Raw genomic sequence first — 20,217 nt, 5'->3', positions numbered from 1 at the left:
AGAAAGCATCGTTCCGATGGACCAGAGGCCCACGATGCACTAACAATCAAACCGGACCACCCGATGGGGGCACGCCAGTTATGCCAGTGACCGCATCATAGCTCACGGCCTGAACGGTCACGGTTCGGGTCGTGTTGTCCGTCAGAAGCTGCAGGTCATAACTCTGGCCGAGCCGGATACCGCCGAGCGTGCCCGGGAACTGGATCTGTGCAACGCTGTCGCCTTCTGCAGCGGCGGTTGCGGACATACCCGTTACCGCGCCGTAGCTCGCCAATGCGCCAACGCCGGTCCCGGCAGAACTGCTCTGTCCCGTGCCGATCGACCAGGCCGTCCGGTCATCGACCCGGATCTCACGGATGGCATCGACCGGCCCGTGACAGAGGGCGAGATGCGCCCCAAGCGAATATCGGTACCCGACGGTTTGCGACTTTGAACGACCACCCATGGCTCAGGTCTCGTTCGCGGCCTGCGCGGCGCGTTTCTCAGCCTCCGCGATCACGCGGAATGCCAGGGCATCACCGGTCGCGGCAAGCACGTCGGCTGGAAGTCCGTCTGCCAGGAAAGCCTGCCAGTCGAGGCCATGGCGGCGGAACCACGGCCGCGCCCCCTGGAAGCAAAGTCGGGACGCGCGCAGGTCCTGCACCGTGACGATAAGATCATCGCTCATTTCTTGCCGCCCTTCTTGCGGATGGGATCGACCTTCAGATCTCCTGCCCAGACAACATTCGGGCCGCGCAGCAGCATGGTACCGAACACGACAGGGATCGGACGGCCTTCCTCGGCCGTCGGAAGGTCGAAATCATCGAGCCCTGCCGCCTTTGGAGCCTCGAGTTTCGGCTTGGGCGACAGCGCATAGGAGATCGCCGTCAGCACGAGGCTGGCGACGATCTGGACGACGAAGTTCCAGACCATGGTGGATTCTCAGATCTTGATTAAACGATGCTGGTGCCGCCGAAGGGATTGCGGCCCGGAATGTCGGGAAAGCCACCAAAGTTCAGAAGATTGCCGAACTTGGCCTTGCAGGTGTCACGCCGCAGATCACAGCCGGGCGCGATCTCTACGAGCGCCAGGGCTTCGGGATCGTCGATGGCCACCTCCAGATCGGGCATACGGCCGGAGAGTGTCAGTGCATCCCCGACATGCCCGGTTATGAATCCCAAGACGCCCACGTGGCGCAGGACACCACCCCGGAACCAGCCGTTTGGCAGCAATGCGGATTCGGGGACGGTAATCGTCAGGCCCTGATGCGCGCTCGCCGTGCCCCCGACGAAAGACGTTTCGATGTCGAGGCGGCAGCCCCGAGAATAGAGCGCATGACGGCAAAGGCGCTGGTATTTGCCGCGGACGCCCTCGCGGCGCATGGACGTGAAGAAGGATTCACAGCGTAGAGTGATGCGCCGTCCCTCAACCCTGGCCGAGACCACACGCCCCTTCCAATGCGCAACCACCTCGGCTGGCACCTGTTCGTGGCCGCGAAAGATGGTCAGCGTCGTGACCGAACGGCCGCGGGGTCCGAGATAACGGCGGGCGAAGGGATCGGAGAGCGGAAAGGAGACGCTGAGATCGACCCGTCGTGGATCGCTGCTCTGAACGACGGACCCATGGCTGACGGGCGAAGGGTCCCAGATCAGATCCTCAGTCTCATTAGCGATCGCCCCTGCGGGCGAGGTCCAGGCCGTAGCTCGGCTTGTGAACCGCCAGATCTGATCGCCTTCCGCAAAGAGATACAGGAAATATGGACGCCCTTCGGCGGTCGAGGTTTCGGCAAGATCATAGGTCATCCTGGTATCTCGATCAGACTAGCCGCGAACTCGGAGCGATTGTCGAAGTGCTCCAGTTCGATCCGGTCGGTATCGAGCCGCACTTTTGTCAGCAGATGAACCGGCGTTGTCACGGGAATGCTCTTCCCCGGGGCTGCGATGGTCAGCCGGATCCCGAGTGCGTCGTAGACGGCGTCGGTGATCTCGCGAAACACCGGACCAGAGGCGACCTCGAACATCACATGCCGTCCGATCCAAACACCGGGATCGGCGGTGGCCGTGACGATCACGGAGGTGGCCGAGGACGTGACCGATGTCTGCAGGACCAGTTCCCGGCCCCAGGTCGGAAGCCAGAAGGCATGTTGGCGGCCGCGCAAGGCATGCAGCCAACGGCGGCGTGACCAGCGGGCCGTGCCTCGGTCAACAAGGGTGATCGTCGACCGACGCTGGACATGAGTCAGCACCGGTTCGATCACGATGGGACCGAAGCCGTTGTCGATGTACTCGACGGATTGTGCGACGCTTTCGGCCAATGGCTGGCGGAGCACGGCCGGTTCGGTCAGCACGTCGAGCCCAAGGTGGCTTGGATAGCTACTTGCCGGTATCGCCAATGTGTCCCGCAGCGTGAAACGCGCCGTAACGGTTCCCAGTCCCTGGCGCTGCCGGTCGATCTCGATGGGTCGCGTCAGGACCCCGATGCCAACCGGGGCCACAATCGGATGCACAAGCGTCACACCTGCAGGCGCGGCCAGCTCCAGCCGGTCCGGCAGGACCGCGCTGACCTCGACGAGGACTGCGTCCCCGCCATCAGCATCGATGACGGCCTGTCCCGGTGCCTCAAAGGTTCCCTCGCTGGTATCTACGAATACAGCCAGGTCGGCGGCATCGATTGGTGCCGTCGCCGGACGCGCCAAATGCCAGAGCGGCAGGGTCCACTCGTCAAGCACCCCAGGCCGGGCAAGTTCAGCGGCACGCGCGAGGCCTGTCCCATCGAGTAAATGCGTATAGGTCAGGATCGACCGCGGGTCCGTCCGCAGCGCGATCCTCTGCTCGGCCGCCTCGGTGATCAGCGTATCGGTGTTCCATTCCAGCACTTCAGAGACCGGCTGGCGCACAGGGAAAGGCCAGAGGTCAGGCATCAAGGCCTCCCCGGTTGCGCCGGATCACGTTGACGATCAGCCGTTCGCCCGCAGGCGTGGCCAGATAGTCGCCAACTATGGAAGGATCGAGCACGTTGACGATGCGGGTCGCGGACTGAGCGCCCTGACCCTCACCGCTCGCCTCGACGCCAAGCCGACCGCCCCGACCACGCCGGAGCGGCAGGATGGCCTCCGGGCCCGCTTCGCCCATCAGCCCGACGCCGCGGGCAAAGGGAAACACCGTCGGGCGTGAGACCACACCACCGCTGGCAAAGGCTGTGATCTCGCCCGCCGGCCCAAAGGCACCGCCGCGTGCGAAGGTGCCGCCAATCCCGAATAAACCGCCGAGGGCGCTGGTCAGCCAGCCAAAGAGACCGCCACCCCCGCCGGTACCCGCGCCCGAAAAGGCACGAAACAGCGCGTCCTGGATCGGTTTGAAGGCGTTATCAATCAGACGGTTGGCCAGGTTCTGCGCGATCCCGGAAATTGCGCTCGCGAAGGTTTGCCAGCTCAGTTCGCCCGACCTCAGAGCCTCCTTGATCGGCCCGGTGATATCGTCGGCAAGCCCTCGCGCGATTTCCTGCGTGCGTTCCACGGTAGCCCGCGCCGCATCCCAGGACTGACGCGCAACATCGGCGGCGCTCTGGAGCGCCCCACCGGCACGACCGGCCGCATCCGCTGTTTCATCAAGCGCGGCTGCTGGACCATCAGTTTCATCTGCGGCCAAAGCAGCGTCGAAGCGATCCGCAGCTACCGTGGCTCCGTCGAGGGCGGTCTCTGCCTCGGTCCCGGCAGCACGCATCGCCGTGCGCAAAGCCTCCATCGCTTCCAGCGGTTGCAGGGCCCCATCTGCGAGCGTTGCGGCGGTCTGCCTCCAGGCCTCGGCTGAAGCGGCAGCATCGGTAGCTGTGCCGGCAAGACCCAGATCCGGTACGGCCAGCGGGTTGTCCACGAACGCACCGGCAAAAGCATCTTGCGCTGCATTGGCCGCCTGGGTCGCGGCGCCCGCAAAGCGGTTCTCGAGCTGCCCCAGATCGAGATCGGCGATCAGGCCAATCCGCCGCTCCACGCCAAGCGCTTCAAGACCAGAATTCACGCCATCGATGAAACCGTTGATCCGGGAGACGACGCCGTTCAGCATCGCCTCGACGCCCTCGATCAGGCTATTCGCCGCCTGAAACGCGAGATCGCCAATGGCGGCGGGCAAAAGCCCCCAGACAGCCTTGATCGCTTCGAACGCCCCCTCAAAACTGTTCACGGCGGCATTGGCAAAACCGACAACGCCCTCGAGCGCGCCCTGCATCGCGGTCGCCGAAGCTGCTTGAACGTCGGCGAAAGCCGCCATCGCAGAGGCGGCAAAGCTGCCAGCCCCCATTTTGATCCGCTCCCAGACCTCGCTCACGAGGTTGCCGAGCAGCGCCATAGCGTTGCCGAAGCCACCGGCTCCAGAAACAAGCTGGCCGAATTGGAAGATCAGTTCACCCGCACCGACGATGAGCGCCCCTATCCCGGTGCGGATCAATGCGCCACGCATCACGACAAGCGCGGTTGCAAGCCCGCGTACGGAAATCGCCGCAGCGGCCATTCCTGCCGCCCAGCGCCCCGCCAGGAGGGTCGCAAACGTGGCCGCGTAGGTGGTCAGACGGCCGATATTGTCGAAGAGTCCACGAATAGCGATGCCCAGTGGCCCGGTTCGACTGGCCACGGCCGCCATTGCATTCGCAACAGCTTCGAGTGCGGGGGCTGCAGCGACGGCCAACTGGTTCGACAGCCCGCGCCAGACGAGGCCAAGGCGCGAGATTGCGTCATTGGTGCGTTCGATCTGGTCGGCATCCTGCTCGGACACGACGACACCGAAGGCGCGGACATCCTCGGTCGCCTGGCGGAGCGTTGCGGTGTCGATGCGCGACATGGCGATGGAGCCTTCTTCGCCAAAGAGCTGACCGGCGACAGCGGCGCGCTCGGCAACCGGCACAAACTCTTCGATGGCGGCGTTGATGGCACCAACGCGCTGGTCCAGCGGTAGGGCAATCAGGTCGGTTGCCGATAGTCCCAGCCGCTCCAGTGCGTCGGCAGCGGGGCCACTCCCGGCGGCTGCCTGGCTGAGACGACGCGTCAGGTCCTTCGTCGCCTGTTCGATGCCGGACATCGATACGCCCGCCAGTTCGCCAGCGCGCTCAAGCGTCTGGATCGAGGCCACGGTTGTGCCAAGCGATTGCGCGAGCTTGGCTTGCGCATCCACCGTCTGCAGCCCCGAGCGCACCATGGCAACGCCGGCAGCCGCAGCAGCGGCCACCGCAGCAGCAGCCGCCACGCGCACCCGCCGCGCGAACCCGGCGAGCCGGGCGTTGGCTGCCTCCATCTCCCGGCTGAGCCGCCCGAAGCCACGCGCCCCAGCTTCGCCGACACCTTCCAGCTCGGCGCGCACCTGTCGCCCGCCAACCGCGGCCAGGCGGACGGAAACGCGCTTCTCAGCCATTGGCTTGATCCATCTGTTCGTTGAGTTTGGTGACCATCACCGCCTCGATGACGGGCAGCAGTTCTGCCATCGCCAGCGGCGGGATACCGAGGGCATCACCGAGCGCCAGTGCCGCTGCCATGTCCCAGCCGATCACCGTGCCCGGCAGAATGCGAAGTTGGCCGCCGAGGCGACCGATCAAGTCCCAGACCTGCCAGCCTTCAAAGGTGGTGGGTCGGTTCAGCCGCGCCGGGCAGTCTTCGCAGACTTGCGCGCAGGCTTGGCAGTAGCTTTCGCCCCCGCCGTAGGACCATTCGGCAAGGGCGCTAAGGCGTTTTTTTCCTGTTCCAGCAGCAGGCCCTTGGAGACGTAAGTCAGCTGAAACGCCTCGAAGATTGGCCAGACGTCCAGGAGCGCATCGATGGCCTCGGGGCTCGGATCGATTGGATTGCCTTCGGCGTCACCGATGCCATCCCAGGCGAGGATCACCCGGCGAGCCAGTGCCTTTGCGAATGCAACCGCACGTTCCTCGTCAGACGCCGCCTCGGGGACCTCCTCCACGGCGGTGTCGCTCCGCGTCGCCACCATCAGGGCCGTGGTCAGCGGGCGAAGCTGCACGCGGACGCCCGTCGCGAGGTCGTGCCAGCGCGGTTCATTCGTCAGGTCGAGCGTTAGCATCGTCAGTAAACCTCGATGTCGTTGATCAGGGTTGCGGTGCACATCCGGCCGACAACGCCGTCCCGCGCCGCCTGCCAGTCGAAGGTCGCCTGGACGCCCTGCGGCCCGGAGATCTCGATCCGGGGGCGTGGCAGATAGACGGCGTGCACAGTGAAGGCGAAGCTCTCGCCAGAGGGCAGCACATAGGCGAACTCGAGCTCGCAGGGATCGCCGTTGATCGCCTGCGTCACCAGTGTCTGATCAGCGAACCGCACCTCGATGGAGCCGGTCAGCGCGGCGATGGAGGGGTCTGCCCCGTCGATGCGACCGTCCGAGCGGATGGTCTCGATGCGGTCGAGGTTGTTGGCATAGGTGATGTCAGCCGAAACGACATTGCCGAGGGCGGTCCCGTTGCGGGTGATCGCCCCGTTAAAATGGCCGAAACGCTGCAATTCGAGAGCGGCTGGCGTTCCAGCACTCGTCGTCGTGCCCACGGTCTCGCCCTGCGCCACGAGTCGGGCCGTTGCGGTCAGCAGGCCGGATCGCTGCATCTGCCAGTTGATTTGGTCGAGCACGCAGCCGGAATACATCGCATAGCGCGGCACCTCGGGCATGCCAGTCTCGATGGACATGCTGGGAAGCGTCCACGCGCCCGACTGGAACTCGTGCGTCCAGGGGCCGGTGCCAGTCGTAATTGGATCGCCGAAGGCCGCCTTGAGCCAGAACCCGAAGGCCTCGGCGTCGAGCGGCACCACGACATCTCCATCGGCGGTCACCGCATCCTTGATCGGAGCCAGCGGGTCGCGGCCGTAGCCGAGCAGCTCTGAGTTCAGCAGCGGCTGCTCCGCTCCCAGCGAGGTGCTGGCGAAGGGCATCTTCGTGAAACCGCCGACGGGGGGTGTTCCATAGGTCGTCTCGAACGCAAGCGCCATTTGCGCCCGCGCCCCTTGGGCTCGTGCCATCGTGTTCTCCTCGGATTGTCGGGATCAGCTGAGTGGATCAGCCGTGGAATAATGCAGCACCACCGGGATGACGGCGGCCTTCAAATTGGCCGCGCCCTCTACGGCCAAATCGACCGGGCGCGGCGCTTCGGCCTCGACCCAGTCGCATAGGCCGCCAAGTGTACGGTCGGTGGCGAGTGCCGCGCCGATGCTGGCGCAGAGCGTGTCGAAGGCGGCGTCACGGTCGGCACCCTGAACGACTGCCTCGATCTCGGCGCGGTGCTGGTAGTGGTAGCGCAGCGGCGAGAGCGTCACATCGGGCTCGCTCGGCTCGCCGTCGCGCAGGATCAGCAGCCCATCAGCCGGGACACGCTCGGGCAGCACCTCGCCGCGCAGGGTGGTGGCGGGCAGCGCCGAGAGCCGCGCGTGCAGCGCGGCGAGAATGGTTTCGCGAGTGGTGGGCATATCAGTTGCAGCTTTGGGTCCATGTTTTCAGCATAATGGTCAGCCGCAGGGGGAGAGGCTCCTACTCGAACCAGCCACTGTCATCAAAGAAGTGATCTACCAATTTCAATTTCGTCGGAGTCTCTACCTTTGCCTCGAAAACCATCCAAAATGGAAAGTCATGAGATATTTCCGCTGCATCGTTCTTTGGGCCATAATGCAGCGTTACAGGAGCAATGCCCGAGAACCGCACGAGCACATTCTCAGCGGAGATCGAAACTATTTCGACATCGTCATCATCTATCCAAAGATCGACTTCATAACCGCGCCCGGAGAGCGAGCTTATGGTGTCAAAGTTTTCTGTAACAAGCGCGTTCATCATGGTCTCGTACACGCTTTTCTCGAGGGCGTTTTGAACTGAACTGCGGCACTCAGAGAACGAGATCAAAAGCCCTTCCAACGCGCCGAGCGCTTCTGCGATGAAGGCATCAATCGCTTCTGGATCATGTTGTAGAGTTTGCGGACGAACATGCGTCGCTTTGTTCAGTTCGTTGATCGCATCAATGGCTTCTTTATGAAGCTCGTCGACATCTACCCCTAAAGACGTGATGAATTCGTCCGAGAACCCTCCCTGCGTCGCATACGTCGCGCGCTGACGCCGAGTAACCGTTGGCGTATCTTCTGCTTGCAGGAACCACCTGCATTTTCGGACTTCTTCGTCTGGAGCCAGCGTGTGCAGAAGGTGACCGAAGAGTTCACGCAAGCCTGCAGCAGACAGGTGCATCCGGACGGGATTTTCCATGTCTCGCGCTACCCGTAGGCTTCCAGCCAACAAGTCCCGAGAGAAATCATCCGGTAGAAGATCTTGTAGGTCCATTGCCGGGGAGCTCCGATCAATTCAGGAAAAAGTGTTTTTGAAGCAATAGCCTGTTTCATATCTTGGTCTCTAGCCAGTTTGCCACAATCAACCCCGGCACGACCTCATGGACCCGCGCCGCATCGCGCGCCAAATCCAGCTGCTTCGGCAACTTGACCTGCGGGACCAGGAGAAAGATCGGAGCAGTGACCTGGTTACGGTCGGTTTTCGAGCGCGAGGCGACCGCCTGGCCTCGATTGTTTATGCGGGCACGATCGGCCACCAGCAGGCTCGGACCTCGGCGGCGATAGACGAAGCGCAGGCGCAAACCGCGCCGCCGCTCCCATTCGCCAGGGGTGATCCGGCGACCGCGCAGGCCTCGACCTGCTGCTTCGGTCGGGATCGCGAGGTAGAACCCATCTTTCGAGCGGATCAGCGGGCCAGTGTCATGGGCGCCCACGATGACCGGTGCTTTCGACCAAACCAGCGCGGCGGCCTCAAGGCTTTCGCCTGCGCGCGGGAAGGTCTGGTTGCGGATCGAGTTGGCGAGCCGGCGCCCGAGCCCTGCGCCAGTAATCTGCATGCGCCACGAAGACTTCAACCCGGTCCCGGCCTCGCGCATGGCGGCGGTCACCGCCCGTTCGCCGGCCGCGATTTCAGCCGACATCATCGCGACGATGTCGGGATCAATGTCGAGCTTCAGTTTCACGCTTGCCTCAGTTCCACGGTCCAGACCAACCGCTCGCGGTCGCGGACGGGCTCCCCTTGGATAAGGAACGCGTCCCCGTCGATCTCCACGCGGTCGCCGGGGCGTGGGTTCGCCACCTCGGCGACGCGCAGGTCGATCCGAGTGGTCTCGGACCAGAGCCGGGCATCGCCGAAGTCGGTGATCGCGTCCGCACGGCGAGCAACGACGCGCACCAGCACGGGCGCGCCGCCATCGGCGATGTAGACCGCTTCCCGCCCGATGTTGGGATCTGAGAACAGTGCATCAACGATGGCGGCAAACGCCGTCATCAGAAGCTCGCGTTCAGGCGCACCCGGCCGATGGTGTCAACGGCTCCACCAGCAACAGGTTCAGTGGCAACGCCGATCAACGTGTTCGATGTGGCCACGCTCGTGGTGCGCTTGTTGGTGTCGTCCCAATAGACCTTCGCCCCGACTGTCCAGGCCTGCGAGCCTACCTTGGTGAGGTCGAACACGCCGGTCAGGGCGGTCTCAACGGGATCGTTTAGGGCAGCGTCCCCGGAGGCGACGCCGAAGATGGAGCCAACGAGCAAGCCATCGCCGGATGTCACTGCATAGGGTGCGCTGAGCGTGACGGTATTGCCGGGTTGGACGTAATTTTTCATGTGCACGTTCCTTTGCAAAAGGGAACGGGCGGCCCGATGGGACCGCCCGTCAGAGGTGAGATTTCAGGGATGGCTCGGTTTACGCTCCCGGGTTCTTGTAGAGGCCGCGCCAGTCGATGGCCTTGGCGCCGAAGTCAAGGCGGCACTTGATCTCGACCCCGTCGACATCGAAGCCGTTGCGGGTCTCGATATACGCACCCTGCTGGCCTTCGAGATAGGCGTACTCGATCGTGTCGATCTGGTTCGGGCTGGCCGCCAGATACCAGGCGGTCTCGCTCACCGCATCAAGCCGGGGCTCGCTGATCGGCGCGAGCGTGCGGATCGACTGCGGCACGACACTGGACGTTGCGGCGGGCACGAGGTTCTGGGCGACCAGCTGCTCGGCCTTCAGTTCCAGCGAAGCAGGCACGATCAGGAAAGCGGGACGGACATTGAGCACCGTCTTCTTGTCTAGTCCGGTCTGCTTGGCCATGGCCGCGCGCGCCGCACCCACGCTGCCAACGTCCAACACCGCGCCGGTGCCGGCCAGGTTCTTGTGGCTGTTGTGGAACAGCGCGTTGCCGTCGGCCATCGCCGGGTTGGCGGTGATGATGCCCCATACCACGTCCGACTCTAGCTGGGCGATGGAGTTGCCGTACATCGCTGGGATCCGGGTGAATGCGTCGAGATCGTCGTTGATCAGCGTCTGGCGGGTGATCGCGACCACCCGGCCATAGGTCTTGACCTTGTAGCTCTCCTTGCTCTCGCCGAGCGTGCCGCGTTTGAATTCACCGCTTTCGCTCACCTCGAGCAGTTGCGGGGCCTCGCCAAGCTGGACCCGATGCATGGCCTTGAAGTCGGTGGCGAGCACTTGGCGGCAGAACAGCATGAAAGTGCGGGGATAGGCCTCATAGGCCTGCCGCAGCGTCTTGTTGGTCACCGCCGACAGGATCTCGGGAAAGTCCGAGGTCGAATGCAACGCACGCGTCGCCACCTCATCGCGCGACAGGCCGCGTGTGTTGACGCCCGCATTGCCAAGGCTTTCGCGGGCGAGCTCCAGCAGCGTCATCCCGCGATACTGTCGCGCGGCATCCTCCAGCTGGAAGAGCGTCGGGCTGTAGCGGTGGAGCAGTGCATTGGCCACGGCATCACGCCGGGTGACCTGCTCGTCGCGGCCGCCAAGCGGGATCGATACCTGGCTAAAGGTTCGTGTTTCTTCGGATTTTGCGGCAACCTGATCAAGGATCAGACGCCGGGCCTCATCGACATCTGTGCCCCGTTTCACCAGGTCCTCGGCAAAGCTGCGCTCGAGGTTCAGGCGACCCGCAAGATCGTAGATCGTGGAGACGCGGTCACGTTCGGTTTCCCGGGCGCGGGATGCGACAGCTTCGGTATCGAGTGCAGCAGCGGCGTCGGGTTTCTGGGGCTTGGGCTGGGTTCGGGTTTCAACTGCGGCACCCTTCGGATCGGGCGCAGCCGGTTTCGCTTCGGTCATTGTGGTGTCCTCAGTCGCGACTGTGTCGCTGAGCGTTTCATTGGCCGCATCGGCCGGGGCGTTGGATTTCTCCGTCATCGGGATGGCTCCTGTGTTGGTTGGTGGGACGTCCCGGCGATGGAGGACGCAGTCGTGAAGGGGGGATTTGGCGCGAAAGCCCGCGGCGGGGTCCGCGCCGACGGGCACGGCGGACACCTCAAAGGGCGTCCAGTCCACCGCGCGCCAGAGCTCACGGGCCGCTTCGGGTTTTGAGACCTCGAAGCGGTGAACCTGGTAACCGATGGAGACCGCACGGATGTGCCCTGCCTGGATATCGCGCCAGATCGGTTCGACATCGGCGCGCTCACTGATCCGGACCTGTGCGATGCCGCGGCCGTTTTCGATGCGCGCCGAGCCTGGGACGACGGAGCCGATCACGGCATCCAGCGTGTCCACCTCATGCACCTTCAGAAACGGCGCGCCCGCATTCAGCCGATCGAGCCGCACATGGTCCGGATCGAGGCTGAGCTCTTCGTCATAGGGCTCGCCAAACAAGGTCGAGCGGCGGACCCGCGCGCCCGCCGACCAGATCACCTCGACGGTGCGGGCGTCGGTATCTGCTGAGTTCGGCGCAAGCTCCGCCATCCGGCGCAAGGCCGGGATTTCGATCATCGTGTCCATATTGCTCAATCCTGTTGGTCGGCCTGCGCCGGGTCGGTGTCCGTGTCGGCGGCGGGCTCGTCGGCATCCGGATCATCGGCGGCAGGATCGCCGACCCCGTTATTGTATTGGGCGCTACCGGTCTTGGTGACGCGGCGCGGGTCGCTGTCCAGCACCAGCCCAAGATCATCGAGCTTGGCGTTGGTGGCAGCGATCTCCGCCAGCACCGCGTCTGGGTTGCGCCCCTGCCGTGCAATCACCTCCGCCAGGGTCATGGTGCCAGAGCGGATCGACAAGAGGTTCGCCATCGCGTCCTTCTGTGGATCGACCGCCTCGAACTTCGGCGGCGACCATTCGACCGGCACGTCCGGTGTCGGGATCTGCCCCGTCGCCCATGCAGCCTCGGTGAACCAGCGCCAGACAGGGGCGCAGAACATCGGAATGAACAGCTGCCACTGCACGGCATCGATCTGGCGGCGGAACTCCACGAGCCCCGCGCGGATAGAGGAATAGTTGACCTGTGACAGGTCCCCGGTCAGCAGCTCGTAGGGCACCCGGAACCCGGCCGAGATCGTGTGCAGGCTTGCCCGCTTGTATTCGGCATATCCGCCCGTCGCTGAGGGCTGGTTGAAACGGATGTCCTTGCCGCCGCGGGCATAGGCGATCAGCCCCGGCTCGAACTGCTCGACCCTGTTGCCGTCAGCATCCACCACGGAGGGCGCGATACCCTGCTGCGCCTCGTCATCGCCGAAGACGATGGCGGTGACGCAGGCCTCGGTCTTCTTGCGAACCAGTTCGGCCACTTCGTAGTCGTCAAGATCGCGCAAGCTGCGGATCACTGGTGCGCCCCACGGTACGCCGCGCGCCTGACTGCGCTGCTTCTCGTAGACATGGGCGATCTCGGTCGCCGGAACCGGGCGGCTCTGCAACCCGTTCTGCAACGCGCCATAGGCGTCGCCGGGGTGTTCGGCATGCAGCCAATAGGCGCGGCGCTTCCCAACCGGATCGAACTCGATCCCTTGGACGAGGCGACCAGCACCGAGCGCACCGGATTTCGTGGCGTCGAGGAAGTCTGCCTCCAGCACCTGCACTTGCAGCGGCACGGACAGACCGTCGCTCGCGCGCCGCAGACGCCGGCGCACCAGCACCTCGCCCGCCTCGACCATTTCGCGGCAGATCAACGTCTGCAGACCATAGAAGTCGAGCTGGCCGTCGGCATCGGCCGTGTCCGACCATTGCGCGAAGAGCGCATCGACCTTTCGATCCAGTTTGTCATTGCCGCTGGCGGCGCGCGGCATGATGCCCGCGCCGACAATGTTGTTGACCAGCACCGCCACGGCCTTCGCCGCATGCGGGTTGTTGCGCACCAGATCGCGCATCCGGTCGCGCAAGAGCGCCCCGGCCGCGCTGACTTCTGTGTCAGCAGAGGTGCCCGGCGCGCGCCAGCCTTCGGTCCGCCGCCCTTTGGCCGCGCCGTCATAGCCGCGCGTCAGGGTTTCGAACGCCTGCCTGGCAAGAACGCGGCGGGCCGCAGCGCGCGGAGCCACGGTGGCAATCGCATGGTCAAACCAGTTCACCGACATCAGCGATCTCCACGCGAGAAGCCCGCGAGCCCGGCGATCGGCAGTGGCCGTGTCGTCCCCGCAATAGCGCGCTCAATGGTACGAATACGCGCCAGCAGATCTTCAGCCGACCCGTAGTCCACGGATTTGCCATCATAGCTGACTCGGGTCGTGCCGCTCGCATAGGCCCGGCGCAGCGCTGACAGCTCTGTTTCCGTCCAATCGGTCATGTTCAGAACCATCCTCCACGACGCCCGAGCCAGTCGGATTGGCGTTTGGCCTGCGACGTCTGCGCTTGCCTGTTGATCTGCCCCGCGGGATCCGCAGAGGTGTCGGCAACCCCAAGCTGATCCTCGAGGTCGCGCCATTTTTCGTCCGTCCAACGATCCGCGCCCGCGATCCAGGCTGCGGCGCGGGCATAGACGCGGCAGTCCAGCGCCTCGTTGCGTTCGCGCAGCTTCTGCCATTCCAGCCGGGCGAAGCCGCGCTTCGTGCGCACCGTGACCAACTGCTCGGCCACGAACTGCTTCAGCCATTCGTTCTCGACCCAATGCGGCAGATGAACCGTGCCGGGTGAGAACACCGCACCGTCAGCCCGTTCCTCGTCGGTGGGCCGTTCCAGTCGCAGAAAGCGATAGGTCTCGGCCTTGAAGGTCGAGACAGCCACGGTCCAGAGCCGCGCCCCGCGCCGCAGGCGTTTCCCGCCCTCGGTCGCGTCGACGAAGGTCGGACCCGAGACCGGGCTTGCCCGGTTGAACCCTTCGACGCCCTTGACCGGCGATACCTGCGCCAAGCCTTGCGCCCGCGACCAGGAATAGACCGCTGGCGCCTCGTAGCCCGTGTCGATGGCAATCCGCGCAATATGCAGATGCGCGCCGCGTTCATGCGGCCATGTACGTTTCAGCAGCGCCGTCAGGTCGCTCCAAGCCTCATGCCGGTCGGGGCCGCCTTCGATCACGATGTGATCGACGAGCCAGCTTTCCAACCCGCGACCCCAGGCCCAAACGTCGACCTCGATCCGGTCCTTTTGGACATCGGCCCCGGCGGTCAGGAACAACCCACCTGCGGGGACATTGCCCGGCTTCCAGCGTTCGCGCTGGTCATAGAGCCGCTGCCAGTCCGGCGCTTCGCCGGTCTCGACCCATGTCTCGCCGAGGATCGTGTTGCGAAACGCCTTGATCGCCTCATCCGACCCTTGAGCCGCGTCCCAGGCCCGCACGATCCGCTCCCAGCTGAGCCAGCCGATGGGCGAATAAAGCGCCGAGAGGTGGTAGCCGACGGTGTTGGGATCCGCCGCCGTGGCGGTCGGCCGCCATTCGCCTGCCTCCAGCATCGCCGTTTTGTGGTGTTCGGCGATGGGCGTGTCGCAGCCCTCGCAGTGATATTCCGCTGTTTCCGGCTGTCCCTTTTCCCAACGCAGCCGTTCGAACTTCAGCCACTGCTTCGCGCCGCAATGCGGACATGGCACGAAGAACCGGCGTTGATCGCTGGCCTCGTAGTCCCGTTCGATCCGGCTCATCCCCCGTATGGTCGGTGTCGAGACCAGGAACACCTTGCGCCGGTGCGCGAAGGTCAGCGAGCGCGCTTCCGCCAGCGTGACCGGGTCGCCTTCCTCATCGGCCGAGGCTGGATAAGCATCGACCTCGTCGAGGAAGATGTAGCGCGCCGGAGTGGAGCGCAGCCCAACCGCCGAATTCGCCCCGGTCATGATGAGGATGCCGCCCGCGAATTCCTTGGACAGCATTGTATTGCCCGCATCACGCGAGCGCGCCGGTTTGACCCGCTCCCGCAGTTCCGGGCTTTCGTCGATCAGCGGATCAATCCGCTGCCTCGAGTTCCGCTTGGCCAGTTCCACCGTCGGCTGCACCGCGAGCATTGGCCCCGGCGCCTGGTGGATCGCGAAGCCTATCCAGTTGTTCCCGGCCTCGGTTGCGCCGACCTGCGCCGCCTTCATGAACACGATCCGCTGTGTGGGGTCGCCGGGCGAAAGCCTGTCCATGATCTCGGCCATGTAAGGCGTGCGGGCCGTTCGATACCGACCAGGTTCTGCCGACGCGCGCCCCGACAGCATCCGGTGTCGGTCTGCCCATTGGGAGACGGTCAGGTCCGCATCCGGCGTGAGACCCGCGCCCCAGGCACGCAGGATTTCTGCCGCGCCATCGAAATCCGGCATATCGTCCGCATCATCGGAGATCAGGTTTGACCTCGGCAAGATCGTCGAGCTGGGCACGGACATGTTTTTCCAAAACTTTCTGCATTGCGGCGGGCTCAACGCCCAAATCTGCCGCCATCAACGCGGCCGCCCGCGCGGGCCAGTTGACCCAGACATCACGCTCCTGCCGCGCCAGCCGAAAAACCAGCGACAGTGCGCGAGCCCGATCGATCAACTCGCCTTTCAGCTTTTGCAGACGCAGACGACGTTCCTGCGCCTTCAGCACTTCATTGGCCGTCTTGGCCTGCAAAAAGGTGGTGCCACCGCTATTTGCCGGAGCCTCAAGCCCCTGTTCCTTCAGAGTGTCACCGACTGCCGAGACAGCCGCCTCCGGCACAGGCTTGCGTCTTGGCTGCGGCTTCTTGCGGGTTTTGGATGGGTCGGTTGCCTCAGCACGCAGGGCATCGCTTGCGACCGCATCGATGCTGCCATCGTCGTACAGCACCAGCCGTCCTGTCGCCTTGGCCTTCTGGATCGCACCGCGTGAAAGACCAACGCGGGTGGCGTATTGGCGCTCGCTCAAACCCTCCATTGCGCGCTCCGATTATCATTCAAAATCATGTGCTTATGTCGTTGATAAGCCTCCGCAGTAGAGCGAACGTGATCTCACGAAAACGATGCAACTCACCACCGCGCTCAAGCAGCGCAGCGGTCGCGCAAAACCAAGGAGCCGCCACGATGACCCGATTGAACCCGATCACCACGCCTCGCCACCAACTGCGCGCCGAGAAGGCCGCGCGGAACAAGGAGGCAGCATTGAACGCATTCCTTGGCAAGAAAGCTGAGATCGACAACATGCTCGCCCGGCTTCAGAGCCTCAGCGACGAGCATTTCAACTGCCACCCCGATGAAATCGACTGGGGCCATGTTGGCACCCTTGAGCATTACGCCAGCTTCCTGAAGCGCATCACCGACAGCGCCTTCAGTGAAGGCGAGCACGCGGAGTAAGCGCCATGGAAACCAGCACAATTCGTATCGCAATTCGTAAACTGCCCGATCAATTCGATCGCAGCCGCATCACCACAGTCCTTGACGAGATCGAATGCGCCATGATGGACGACGGTGGCGTTTATGTTCGCGCCTTCGCCGACAGCATGACGATCACTATCGAGGTGCCCACCAATCAACTGATTGATGCAGCCGCCTGTCTGAAAGACATCGGTCTGGTCTGAACTGCACAGACCTCAAGATATGCCCCGCGCTCGCGGGGCCTGTCTCGGTAGAAGGACGCATGTCGCGATCCTCAAATACTGGAGACACTTATGGCTCAGAAATCCACACCGAAAACAACCGCTACGGCCTCGCACCAGACGAAGCAGCAGATCGTGATTGACCTCCTACGTCGGCCTGAAGGCGCGACCATCGAAGAGATCGCCAATGCCACCGAGTGGCAATCGCATACGGTGCGCGGCGCCATGTCCGGCGCGCTCAAGAAAAAGCTAGGCCTCGCAATCACCTCGGAAAAGGTGGAGGAGCGCGGACGCGTCTATCGTATCGAAGACTGATCCCGCGCCGCTGTACCGCTGAAGTCGCGGCGGTAAGGGAGCCTTGCGCGAACGGAGCCGTCGCTTGTCTGGAGCGGCGGCTTTGTCGTTCGGACCCGAATGGCCTCGAACACCCGCCGCAGCACATAGGAACGCACGATGCTGACGACGGTAAAGACCGCCCCCATTTGCAGGTTCTGCGCCAGCGTCGTGTTCAGCCCAAACATCGGGAAGATCATGGTCTGCGTCAGCACAGCGACGCTGTATCCCACCGCAACATTCGCAATCGCTTCACAAAATGACATCAGACGGGATTGCCTCATTGGCCGCTCCGCTCTGAGCGCAGGTCATCAAAACTGGTCCCGGCGCCTTCAAGAACAGCGTGCTTGCCAGTAAACTGCTGCCACCGTTGAACAGCCACATCGACATACGCCGGATTAAGCTCAATCCCGTAGCAGACCCGGCCAGTCGTATCGGCCGCGATTAGCGTAGTGCCCGAGCCCATAAAAGGCTCGTAGACAGCTTGGCCCGGGCTGGAATTATTCAGGATCGGACGGCGCATACATTCGACGGGTTTCTGCGTCCCATGCACGGTTTCAGCGTCCTGATCCTTGTTCGCGATCTGCCATAGCGTCGTTTGTTTGCGGTCGCCCGCCCAGTGTCCCTTGCCGGATTTCTTCACCGCATAAAGGCACGGCTCGTGCTGCCAGTGATAATCGCCGCGGCTCAGCACCAGGCGATCCTTGGCCCAGATGATCTGCGACCGGATATTGAAACCGGAGGCCTCTAAGCTCTCGGCAACGGTGGTCGCATGCAACGCGCCATGCCAGACATAGGCCACATCGCCAGGGAAGAGCACCCAGGCCTCACGCCAATCAGCCCGGTCATCATTTAGTACCGTGCCGGTACGTTTTGTTGCGGCGGCTCCTGCCTTGTTACGCCAGCCGGGATCGTATTCGACGCCGTAAGGCGGATCGGTCACCATCAGCTGCGGTTTCACACCACCGAGCAGACGATCGACATCGGTGGCCACGGTCGCGTCACCGCAGAGCAGCCGATGTTTGCCGAGCACCCAAAGATCGCCCGGACGGCTGATTGGGGTCTCGGGGGCCTCGGGAACATCGTCCTCGCCCTCGCGAGAGGCTGTTTCAGGGTCGACCTCACCGGCCAGCAACACCTCAAGCTCGGCATCGTCGAATCCGATGAGCGACAGGTCATAGTCCTCGGCCAGCAGGTCATTCAACTCAGCCAATAGCAACGCTTCATCCCAGGACCCTAGTTCCGTCAGTTTGTTGTCCGCAATCCGGTAGGCCCGACGCTGTGCTTCGGTCAGATGTCCCAGCACGATCACGGGGGCCTCAAGCAGCCCCAGCTGTGTGGCTGCAAGCACACGTCCGTGGCCTGCGATCAATTCTCCGTCGTCCGCGACAAGGCAAGGAACGGTCCAGCCAAACTCGGCCATGCTGGCCGCGATCTTTGCGACCTGATCCGCGCCGTGCATCTTTGCGTTCTTCGCATAAGGCTGGAGCTTGGCAAGCGACCAAGTCTCGATTGCGTCGGGGGCAAAGCTCAGGGTCATTTTTTTCGGGCCTATCTATTGAGCATTTTGGTTTGGCAGCCAGCCGTGGTAGTTGGCACGATCGCGCTTTATCCTCGGGTCATCGCGATGGGAGGGGGATGCGGCTGTGCAAAATGCTCCAGTCGACGTCATTACGCTCGATGATGAGCGGGTTCGACGGCGCTGCTGGGAGGAGGTGTCGTCGAACTGGGCAGTCAAACTTGGACTCCGGACACCAGCAATAAGCTTGGACTCCACGAAGGGTCCAGCGGCGACCAAGGCATCCAGCTCCAAGGGTTTGTTTAATTGTGGTTTTTGTCAGATCACAGGTGGATACCCGCTGGGGTGGCTTCCCAAAAAACGGGCCCTGTCGCTAGCGATATTGCGCGCCTTGCCCCCCCGTATACGTTTGGGGCCAGGAAGGACCCGCGAATTCAGAGGGTTAGTGCGCTGGATGCCAGCTGGAACCCTGGTTGGACGCCAGGAGCCAGCGGAGTAACCACCAACAAAAACGGGGAGAGCCGTCTTCCAACGCACTCTCCCCATTATGCCCTACGGATAGCACGAAACTGTTGCATGTGTCGAACACAAAAGTGTTGCAACATATTGGAGTCGTTCAGACATTCAGGCGCGACGCGATCTTGGTCAGTGCGAGCTTGTGCTTGCGCCATGCCGTCGTGCGGTCAACGCCAAGTTCACCGCTGATCTGCTTCCAAGGCACACGCGCCGCCCGAGACCAGATCAGCTTGCGCTCGGCCTCATCAATCCAAAGCACCCAATCGAAGGTCTGCTCAAGCCGTGTGATCGACGCCGCCGACGGCCAGACTCGCATAGGCTGCGGCTCCATCGCAGCGATCTCACGGCTGGTCCGCGCGATGTCGGGCCAAGCATTGAAGTACCCCTTTGCCTTGACCGATGGCAGCTTGCGCAGCGTGCGGAACGCTTCTTCGAAATGATCCGCGACTTCGTCGGCGGTCCAGGTCTTTTTCTCACCCATGGCGCACCTCCCCAACGGGGCGTGGCCCGTAGAGTTTTGTGCCCAATTGCTCGACCAATTCACGTTCCGGCCAGGTCAGGCGTTGATCGTCGACGCTGACAGCCAGCACACCCTGTTCGTGCCAACCGTCCCGTTTGACCTGATCGGGATCACGGCGGTGTCCGCCATAGCCTCTGGGTGTAAACCTCATGCCACACCTCCCCGGGTCTCGATGGCCCAATGCAGGATGGCGATAGCGTCCGCCTCATTGTCATCAGCGGGGCTGAACCCACGCGTCCGTGCGGCGGCGATCATGGCGTCCTTGTTGGCGTTGCCCTTGCCGGTGGCGTGATGCTTGATGGTGCCGACGGGCACGCCCTCATACGGAATGCCCCTTAGCTCGCCCCAGCTTGTCAGTGACGCCATCAGGCCTCCATAGACATGGGCGGCGTCAGTACCGGCATGACGACGGACTTCCTCGAACCAGATCGTTGCAATCGGTCCAGACAGCCGATCGAGTTCCGATAGCCAGTTGGTGAAGCGCAGATAACGCATGCCACCGCCGTCGTAGCGCCCGGGTTTAAAGCTGGCCGTGCCGCTGGTGATCAGGCCATCAAAGCCGCGCAGGGCCCAGCCGGTGGTGGTGCCGAGATCGAGCGCAAGTATACAGCGCGGGGTTTCTGTGGGTTGGGTCATGTAGACCTC

At 63.4% G+C, this 20,217-nt stretch carries 27 protein-coding genes; 3 read left to right on the top strand and 24 right to left on the bottom strand.

Annotated features, from left to right (window positions below):
* Positions 1-46: 46 nt before the first annotated feature.
* The 19 genes from U3648_RS02680 to U3648_RS02590 all read right to left on the bottom strand — a co-directional run bounded on the left by U3648_RS02680 (position 47) and on the right by U3648_RS02590 (position 16,026).
* Positions 47-445, bottom strand: coding sequence for a hypothetical protein (locus tag U3648_RS02680; RefSeq protein ID WP_420857681.1), 399 nt, complete (start codon positions 443-445; stop codon positions 47-49).
* A gap of 3 nt (positions 446-448) precedes the next feature.
* Complete coding sequence (locus U3648_RS02675; RefSeq protein WP_420857680.1) at positions 449-667, bottom strand: hypothetical protein; 219 nt, start codon at positions 665-667, stop codon at positions 449-451.
* Positions 664-912 (bottom strand): hypothetical protein, encoded by a 249-nt coding sequence (locus tag U3648_RS02670; RefSeq protein ID WP_137703187.1) that lies wholly within the window; start codon positions 910-912, stop codon positions 664-666. The genes U3648_RS02675 and U3648_RS02670 overlap by 4 nt, the downstream gene beginning before the upstream one ends.
* Before the next feature lie 20 nt (positions 913-932).
* The gene (locus tag U3648_RS02665; RefSeq protein ID WP_420857679.1) at positions 933-1,781 is read right to left on the bottom strand and encodes a phage BR0599 family protein; all 849 of its coding nucleotides are present in this window, start codon (positions 1,779-1,781) and stop codon (positions 933-935) included.
* Positions 1,778-2,899: a hypothetical protein gene (locus tag U3648_RS02660; protein WP_420857678.1), complete on the bottom strand. Its 1,122-nt coding sequence runs from the start codon at positions 2,897-2,899 to the stop codon at positions 1,778-1,780. The genes U3648_RS02665 and U3648_RS02660 overlap by 4 nt, the downstream gene beginning before the upstream one ends.
* Positions 2,892-5,378 (bottom strand): phage tail tape measure protein, encoded by a 2,487-nt coding sequence (locus tag U3648_RS02655; protein ID WP_420857677.1) that lies wholly within the window; start codon positions 5,376-5,378, stop codon positions 2,892-2,894. Before U3648_RS02655 ends, U3648_RS02660 begins: the two co-directional genes overlap by 8 nt.
* Positions 5,371-5,559, bottom strand: coding sequence for a DUF7697 family protein (locus U3648_RS02650; RefSeq protein ID WP_420857676.1), 189 nt, complete (start codon positions 5,557-5,559; stop codon positions 5,371-5,373). The genes U3648_RS02655 and U3648_RS02650 overlap by 8 nt, the downstream gene beginning before the upstream one ends.
* Positions 5,560-5,597: 38 nt before the next feature.
* The gene (locus tag U3648_RS02645; protein WP_420857675.1) at positions 5,598-6,035 is read right to left on the bottom strand and encodes a hypothetical protein; all 438 of its coding nucleotides are present in this window, start codon (positions 6,033-6,035) and stop codon (positions 5,598-5,600) included.
* A gap of 2 nt (positions 6,036-6,037) precedes the next feature.
* The gene (locus U3648_RS02640; protein ID WP_420857674.1) at positions 6,038-6,976 is read right to left on the bottom strand and encodes a phage tail tube protein; all 939 of its coding nucleotides are present in this window, start codon (positions 6,974-6,976) and stop codon (positions 6,038-6,040) included.
* 24 nt (positions 6,977-7,000) lie between these two features.
* Positions 7,001-7,420, bottom strand: coding sequence for an acyl-CoA transferase (locus tag U3648_RS02635; RefSeq protein ID WP_420857673.1), 420 nt, complete (start codon positions 7,418-7,420; stop codon positions 7,001-7,003).
* A gap of 61 nt (positions 7,421-7,481) precedes the next feature.
* The gene (locus U3648_RS02630) at positions 7,482-8,276 is read right to left on the bottom strand and encodes a pPIWI-associating nuclease domain-containing protein (RefSeq protein ID WP_420857672.1); all 795 of its coding nucleotides are present in this window, start codon (positions 8,274-8,276) and stop codon (positions 7,482-7,484) included.
* Positions 8,277-8,331: 55 nt separating this feature from the next.
* Positions 8,332-8,964 carry a DUF6441 family protein gene (locus U3648_RS02625; RefSeq protein WP_420857671.1) on the bottom strand — a complete coding sequence of 211 codons (633 nt, stop codon included), beginning with the start codon at positions 8,962-8,964 and terminating at the stop codon, positions 8,332-8,334.
* Positions 8,961-9,272 carry a head-tail joining protein gene (locus U3648_RS02620; RefSeq protein WP_420857670.1) on the bottom strand — a complete coding sequence of 104 codons (312 nt, stop codon included), beginning with the start codon at positions 9,270-9,272 and terminating at the stop codon, positions 8,961-8,963. The genes U3648_RS02625 and U3648_RS02620 overlap by 4 nt, the downstream gene beginning before the upstream one ends.
* A complete protein-coding gene (locus U3648_RS02615; protein ID WP_420857669.1) occupies positions 9,272-9,607 on the bottom strand; it encodes a DUF2190 family protein in 336 nt (111 codons plus the stop codon). The genes U3648_RS02620 and U3648_RS02615 overlap by 1 nt, the downstream gene beginning before the upstream one ends.
* 79 nt (positions 9,608-9,686) lie before the next feature.
* Entirely contained in the window at positions 9,687-11,741 is a 2,055-nt protein-coding gene (locus U3648_RS02610) for a prohead protease/major capsid protein fusion protein (protein ID WP_420857668.1), read from the bottom strand.
* Positions 11,742-11,746: 5 nt separating this feature from the next.
* Positions 11,747-13,303, bottom strand: coding sequence for a phage portal protein (locus tag U3648_RS02605; RefSeq protein WP_420857667.1), 1,557 nt, complete (start codon positions 13,301-13,303; stop codon positions 11,747-11,749).
* On the bottom strand, positions 13,303-13,512 hold the full coding sequence (locus U3648_RS02600; protein ID WP_037207673.1) for a phage head-tail joining protein: 210 nt from the start codon (positions 13,510-13,512) through the stop codon (positions 13,303-13,305). Before U3648_RS02600 ends, U3648_RS02605 begins: the two co-directional genes overlap by 1 nt.
* Before the next feature lie 2 nt (positions 13,513-13,514).
* Positions 13,515-15,518 (bottom strand): phage terminase large subunit family protein, encoded by a 2,004-nt coding sequence (locus tag U3648_RS02595; RefSeq protein WP_420857666.1) that lies wholly within the window; start codon positions 15,516-15,518, stop codon positions 13,515-13,517.
* A complete protein-coding gene (locus tag U3648_RS02590; protein WP_420857665.1) occupies positions 15,466-16,026 on the bottom strand; it encodes a hypothetical protein in 561 nt (186 codons plus the stop codon). Before U3648_RS02590 ends, U3648_RS02595 begins: the two co-directional genes overlap by 53 nt.
* 146 nt (positions 16,027-16,172) lie before the next feature.
* Here U3648_RS02590 and U3648_RS02585 point away from each other — a divergent pair, with 146 nt between their 5' ends.
* The 3 genes from U3648_RS02585 (at position 16,173) to U3648_RS02575 (ending at position 16,999) form a co-directional block, all read left to right on the top strand.
* Positions 16,173-16,442: a hypothetical protein gene (locus tag U3648_RS02585; RefSeq protein WP_420857664.1), complete on the top strand. Its 270-nt coding sequence runs from the start codon at positions 16,173-16,175 to the stop codon at positions 16,440-16,442.
* 5 nt (positions 16,443-16,447) lie between these two features.
* Positions 16,448-16,666, top strand: a complete 219-nt coding sequence (locus U3648_RS02580; protein ID WP_420857663.1) for a hypothetical protein — start codon at positions 16,448-16,450, stop codon at positions 16,664-16,666.
* A 90-nt stretch (positions 16,667-16,756) separates the two neighbouring features.
* Complete coding sequence (locus U3648_RS02575; RefSeq protein WP_116904122.1) at positions 16,757-16,999, top strand: DUF3489 domain-containing protein; 243 nt, start codon at positions 16,757-16,759, stop codon at positions 16,997-16,999.
* On the opposite strand, the gene U3648_RS02570 is transcribed toward U3648_RS02575, so the two are convergent.
* From U3648_RS02570 to U3648_RS02550, 5 genes are all read right to left on the bottom strand, one after another.
* Positions 16,981-17,301, bottom strand: coding sequence for a DUF7220 family protein (locus tag U3648_RS02570; protein ID WP_420857662.1), 321 nt, complete (start codon positions 17,299-17,301; stop codon positions 16,981-16,983). The two genes, U3648_RS02575 and U3648_RS02570, sit on opposite strands and share 19 nt — an antisense overlap.
* Positions 17,298-18,557 carry a site-specific DNA-methyltransferase gene (locus U3648_RS02565; RefSeq protein WP_420857661.1) on the bottom strand — a complete coding sequence of 420 codons (1,260 nt, stop codon included), beginning with the start codon at positions 18,555-18,557 and terminating at the stop codon, positions 17,298-17,300. The genes U3648_RS02570 and U3648_RS02565 overlap by 4 nt, the downstream gene beginning before the upstream one ends.
* Before the next feature lie 595 nt (positions 18,558-19,152).
* Entirely contained in the window at positions 19,153-19,533 is a 381-nt protein-coding gene (locus tag U3648_RS02560) for a DUF6362 family protein (RefSeq protein WP_420857660.1), read from the bottom strand.
* On the bottom strand, positions 19,526-19,723 hold the full coding sequence (locus U3648_RS02555; RefSeq protein WP_173485024.1) for a hypothetical protein: 198 nt from the start codon (positions 19,721-19,723) through the stop codon (positions 19,526-19,528). Before U3648_RS02555 ends, U3648_RS02560 begins: the two co-directional genes overlap by 8 nt.
* Entirely contained in the window at positions 19,720-20,208 is a 489-nt protein-coding gene (locus U3648_RS02550) for a crossover junction endodeoxyribonuclease RuvC (RefSeq protein ID WP_420857659.1), read from the bottom strand. The genes U3648_RS02555 and U3648_RS02550 overlap by 4 nt, the downstream gene beginning before the upstream one ends.
* Positions 20,209-20,217 lie beyond the last annotated feature (9 nt).

The sequence above is a fragment of the Marivivens marinus genome, assembly GCF_035969385.1.
Lineage (GTDB): Bacteria > Pseudomonadota > Alphaproteobacteria > Rhodobacterales > Rhodobacteraceae > SELP01.
Note: the sequence above shows the minus strand (reverse complement) of the source record. Positions and strands in the feature narration are given on the sequence as shown.

Coding starts and splice junctions, on each gene's coding strand:
- U3648_RS02680 (WP_420857681.1), bottom strand. CDS start 445: ATGGGTGGTCGTTCAAAGTCGCAAACCGTCGGGTACCGATATTCGCTT.
- U3648_RS02580 (WP_420857663.1), top strand. CDS start 16,448: ATGGAAACCAGCACAATTCGTATCGCAATTCGTAAACTGCCCGATCAA.
- U3648_RS02635 (WP_420857673.1), bottom strand. CDS start 7,420: ATGCCCACCACTCGCGAAACCATTCTCGCCGCGCTGCACGCGCGGCTC.
- U3648_RS02555 (WP_173485024.1), bottom strand. CDS start 19,723: ATGAGGTTTACACCCAGAGGCTATGGCGGACACCGCCGTGATCCCGAT.
- U3648_RS02605 (WP_420857667.1), bottom strand. CDS start 13,303: ATGTCGGTGAACTGGTTTGACCATGCGATTGCCACCGTGGCTCCGCGC.
- U3648_RS02630 (WP_420857672.1), bottom strand. CDS start 8,276: ATGGACCTACAAGATCTTCTACCGGATGATTTCTCTCGGGACTTGTTG.
- U3648_RS02585 (WP_420857664.1), top strand. CDS start 16,173: ATGACCCGATTGAACCCGATCACCACGCCTCGCCACCAACTGCGCGCC.
- U3648_RS02620 (WP_420857670.1), bottom strand. CDS start 9,272: ATGACGGCGTTTGCCGCCATCGTTGATGCACTGTTCTCAGATCCCAAC.
- U3648_RS02660 (WP_420857678.1), bottom strand. CDS start 2,899: ATGCCTGACCTCTGGCCTTTCCCTGTGCGCCAGCCGGTCTCTGAAGTG.
- U3648_RS02595 (WP_420857666.1), bottom strand. CDS start 15,518: ATGTCCGTGCCCAGCTCGACGATCTTGCCGAGGTCAAACCTGATCTCC.
- U3648_RS02655 (WP_420857677.1), bottom strand. CDS start 5,378: ATGGCTGAGAAGCGCGTTTCCGTCCGCCTGGCCGCGGTTGGCGGGCGA.
- U3648_RS02675 (WP_420857680.1), bottom strand. CDS start 667: ATGAGCGATGATCTTATCGTCACGGTGCAGGACCTGCGCGCGTCCCGA.
- U3648_RS02640 (WP_420857674.1), bottom strand. CDS start 6,976: ATGGCACGAGCCCAAGGGGCGCGGGCGCAAATGGCGCTTGCGTTCGAG.
- U3648_RS02550 (WP_420857659.1), bottom strand. CDS start 20,208: ATGACCCAACCCACAGAAACCCCGCGCTGTATACTTGCGCTCGATCTC.
- U3648_RS02570 (WP_420857662.1), bottom strand. CDS start 17,301: ATGAGGCAATCCCGTCTGATGTCATTTTGTGAAGCGATTGCGAATGTT.
- U3648_RS02565 (WP_420857661.1), bottom strand. CDS start 18,557: ATGACCCTGAGCTTTGCCCCCGACGCAATCGAGACTTGGTCGCTTGCC.
- U3648_RS02560 (WP_420857660.1), bottom strand. CDS start 19,533: ATGGGTGAGAAAAAGACCTGGACCGCCGACGAAGTCGCGGATCATTTC.
- U3648_RS02665 (WP_420857679.1), bottom strand. CDS start 1,781: ATGACCTATGATCTTGCCGAAACCTCGACCGCCGAAGGGCGTCCATAT.
- U3648_RS02575 (WP_116904122.1), top strand. CDS start 16,757: ATGGCTCAGAAATCCACACCGAAAACAACCGCTACGGCCTCGCACCAG.
- U3648_RS02670 (WP_137703187.1), bottom strand. CDS start 912: ATGGTCTGGAACTTCGTCGTCCAGATCGTCGCCAGCCTCGTGCTGACG.
- U3648_RS02645 (WP_420857675.1), bottom strand. CDS start 6,035: ATGCTAACGCTCGACCTGACGAATGAACCGCGCTGGCACGACCTCGCG.
- U3648_RS02610 (WP_420857668.1), bottom strand. CDS start 11,741: ATGGACACGATGATCGAAATCCCGGCCTTGCGCCGGATGGCGGAGCTT.
- U3648_RS02590 (WP_420857665.1), bottom strand. CDS start 16,026: ATGGAGGGTTTGAGCGAGCGCCAATACGCCACCCGCGTTGGTCTTTCA.
- U3648_RS02615 (WP_420857669.1), bottom strand. CDS start 9,607: ATGAAAAATTACGTCCAACCCGGCAATACCGTCACGCTCAGCGCACCC.
- U3648_RS02600 (WP_037207673.1), bottom strand. CDS start 13,512: ATGACCGATTGGACGGAAACAGAGCTGTCAGCGCTGCGCCGGGCCTAT.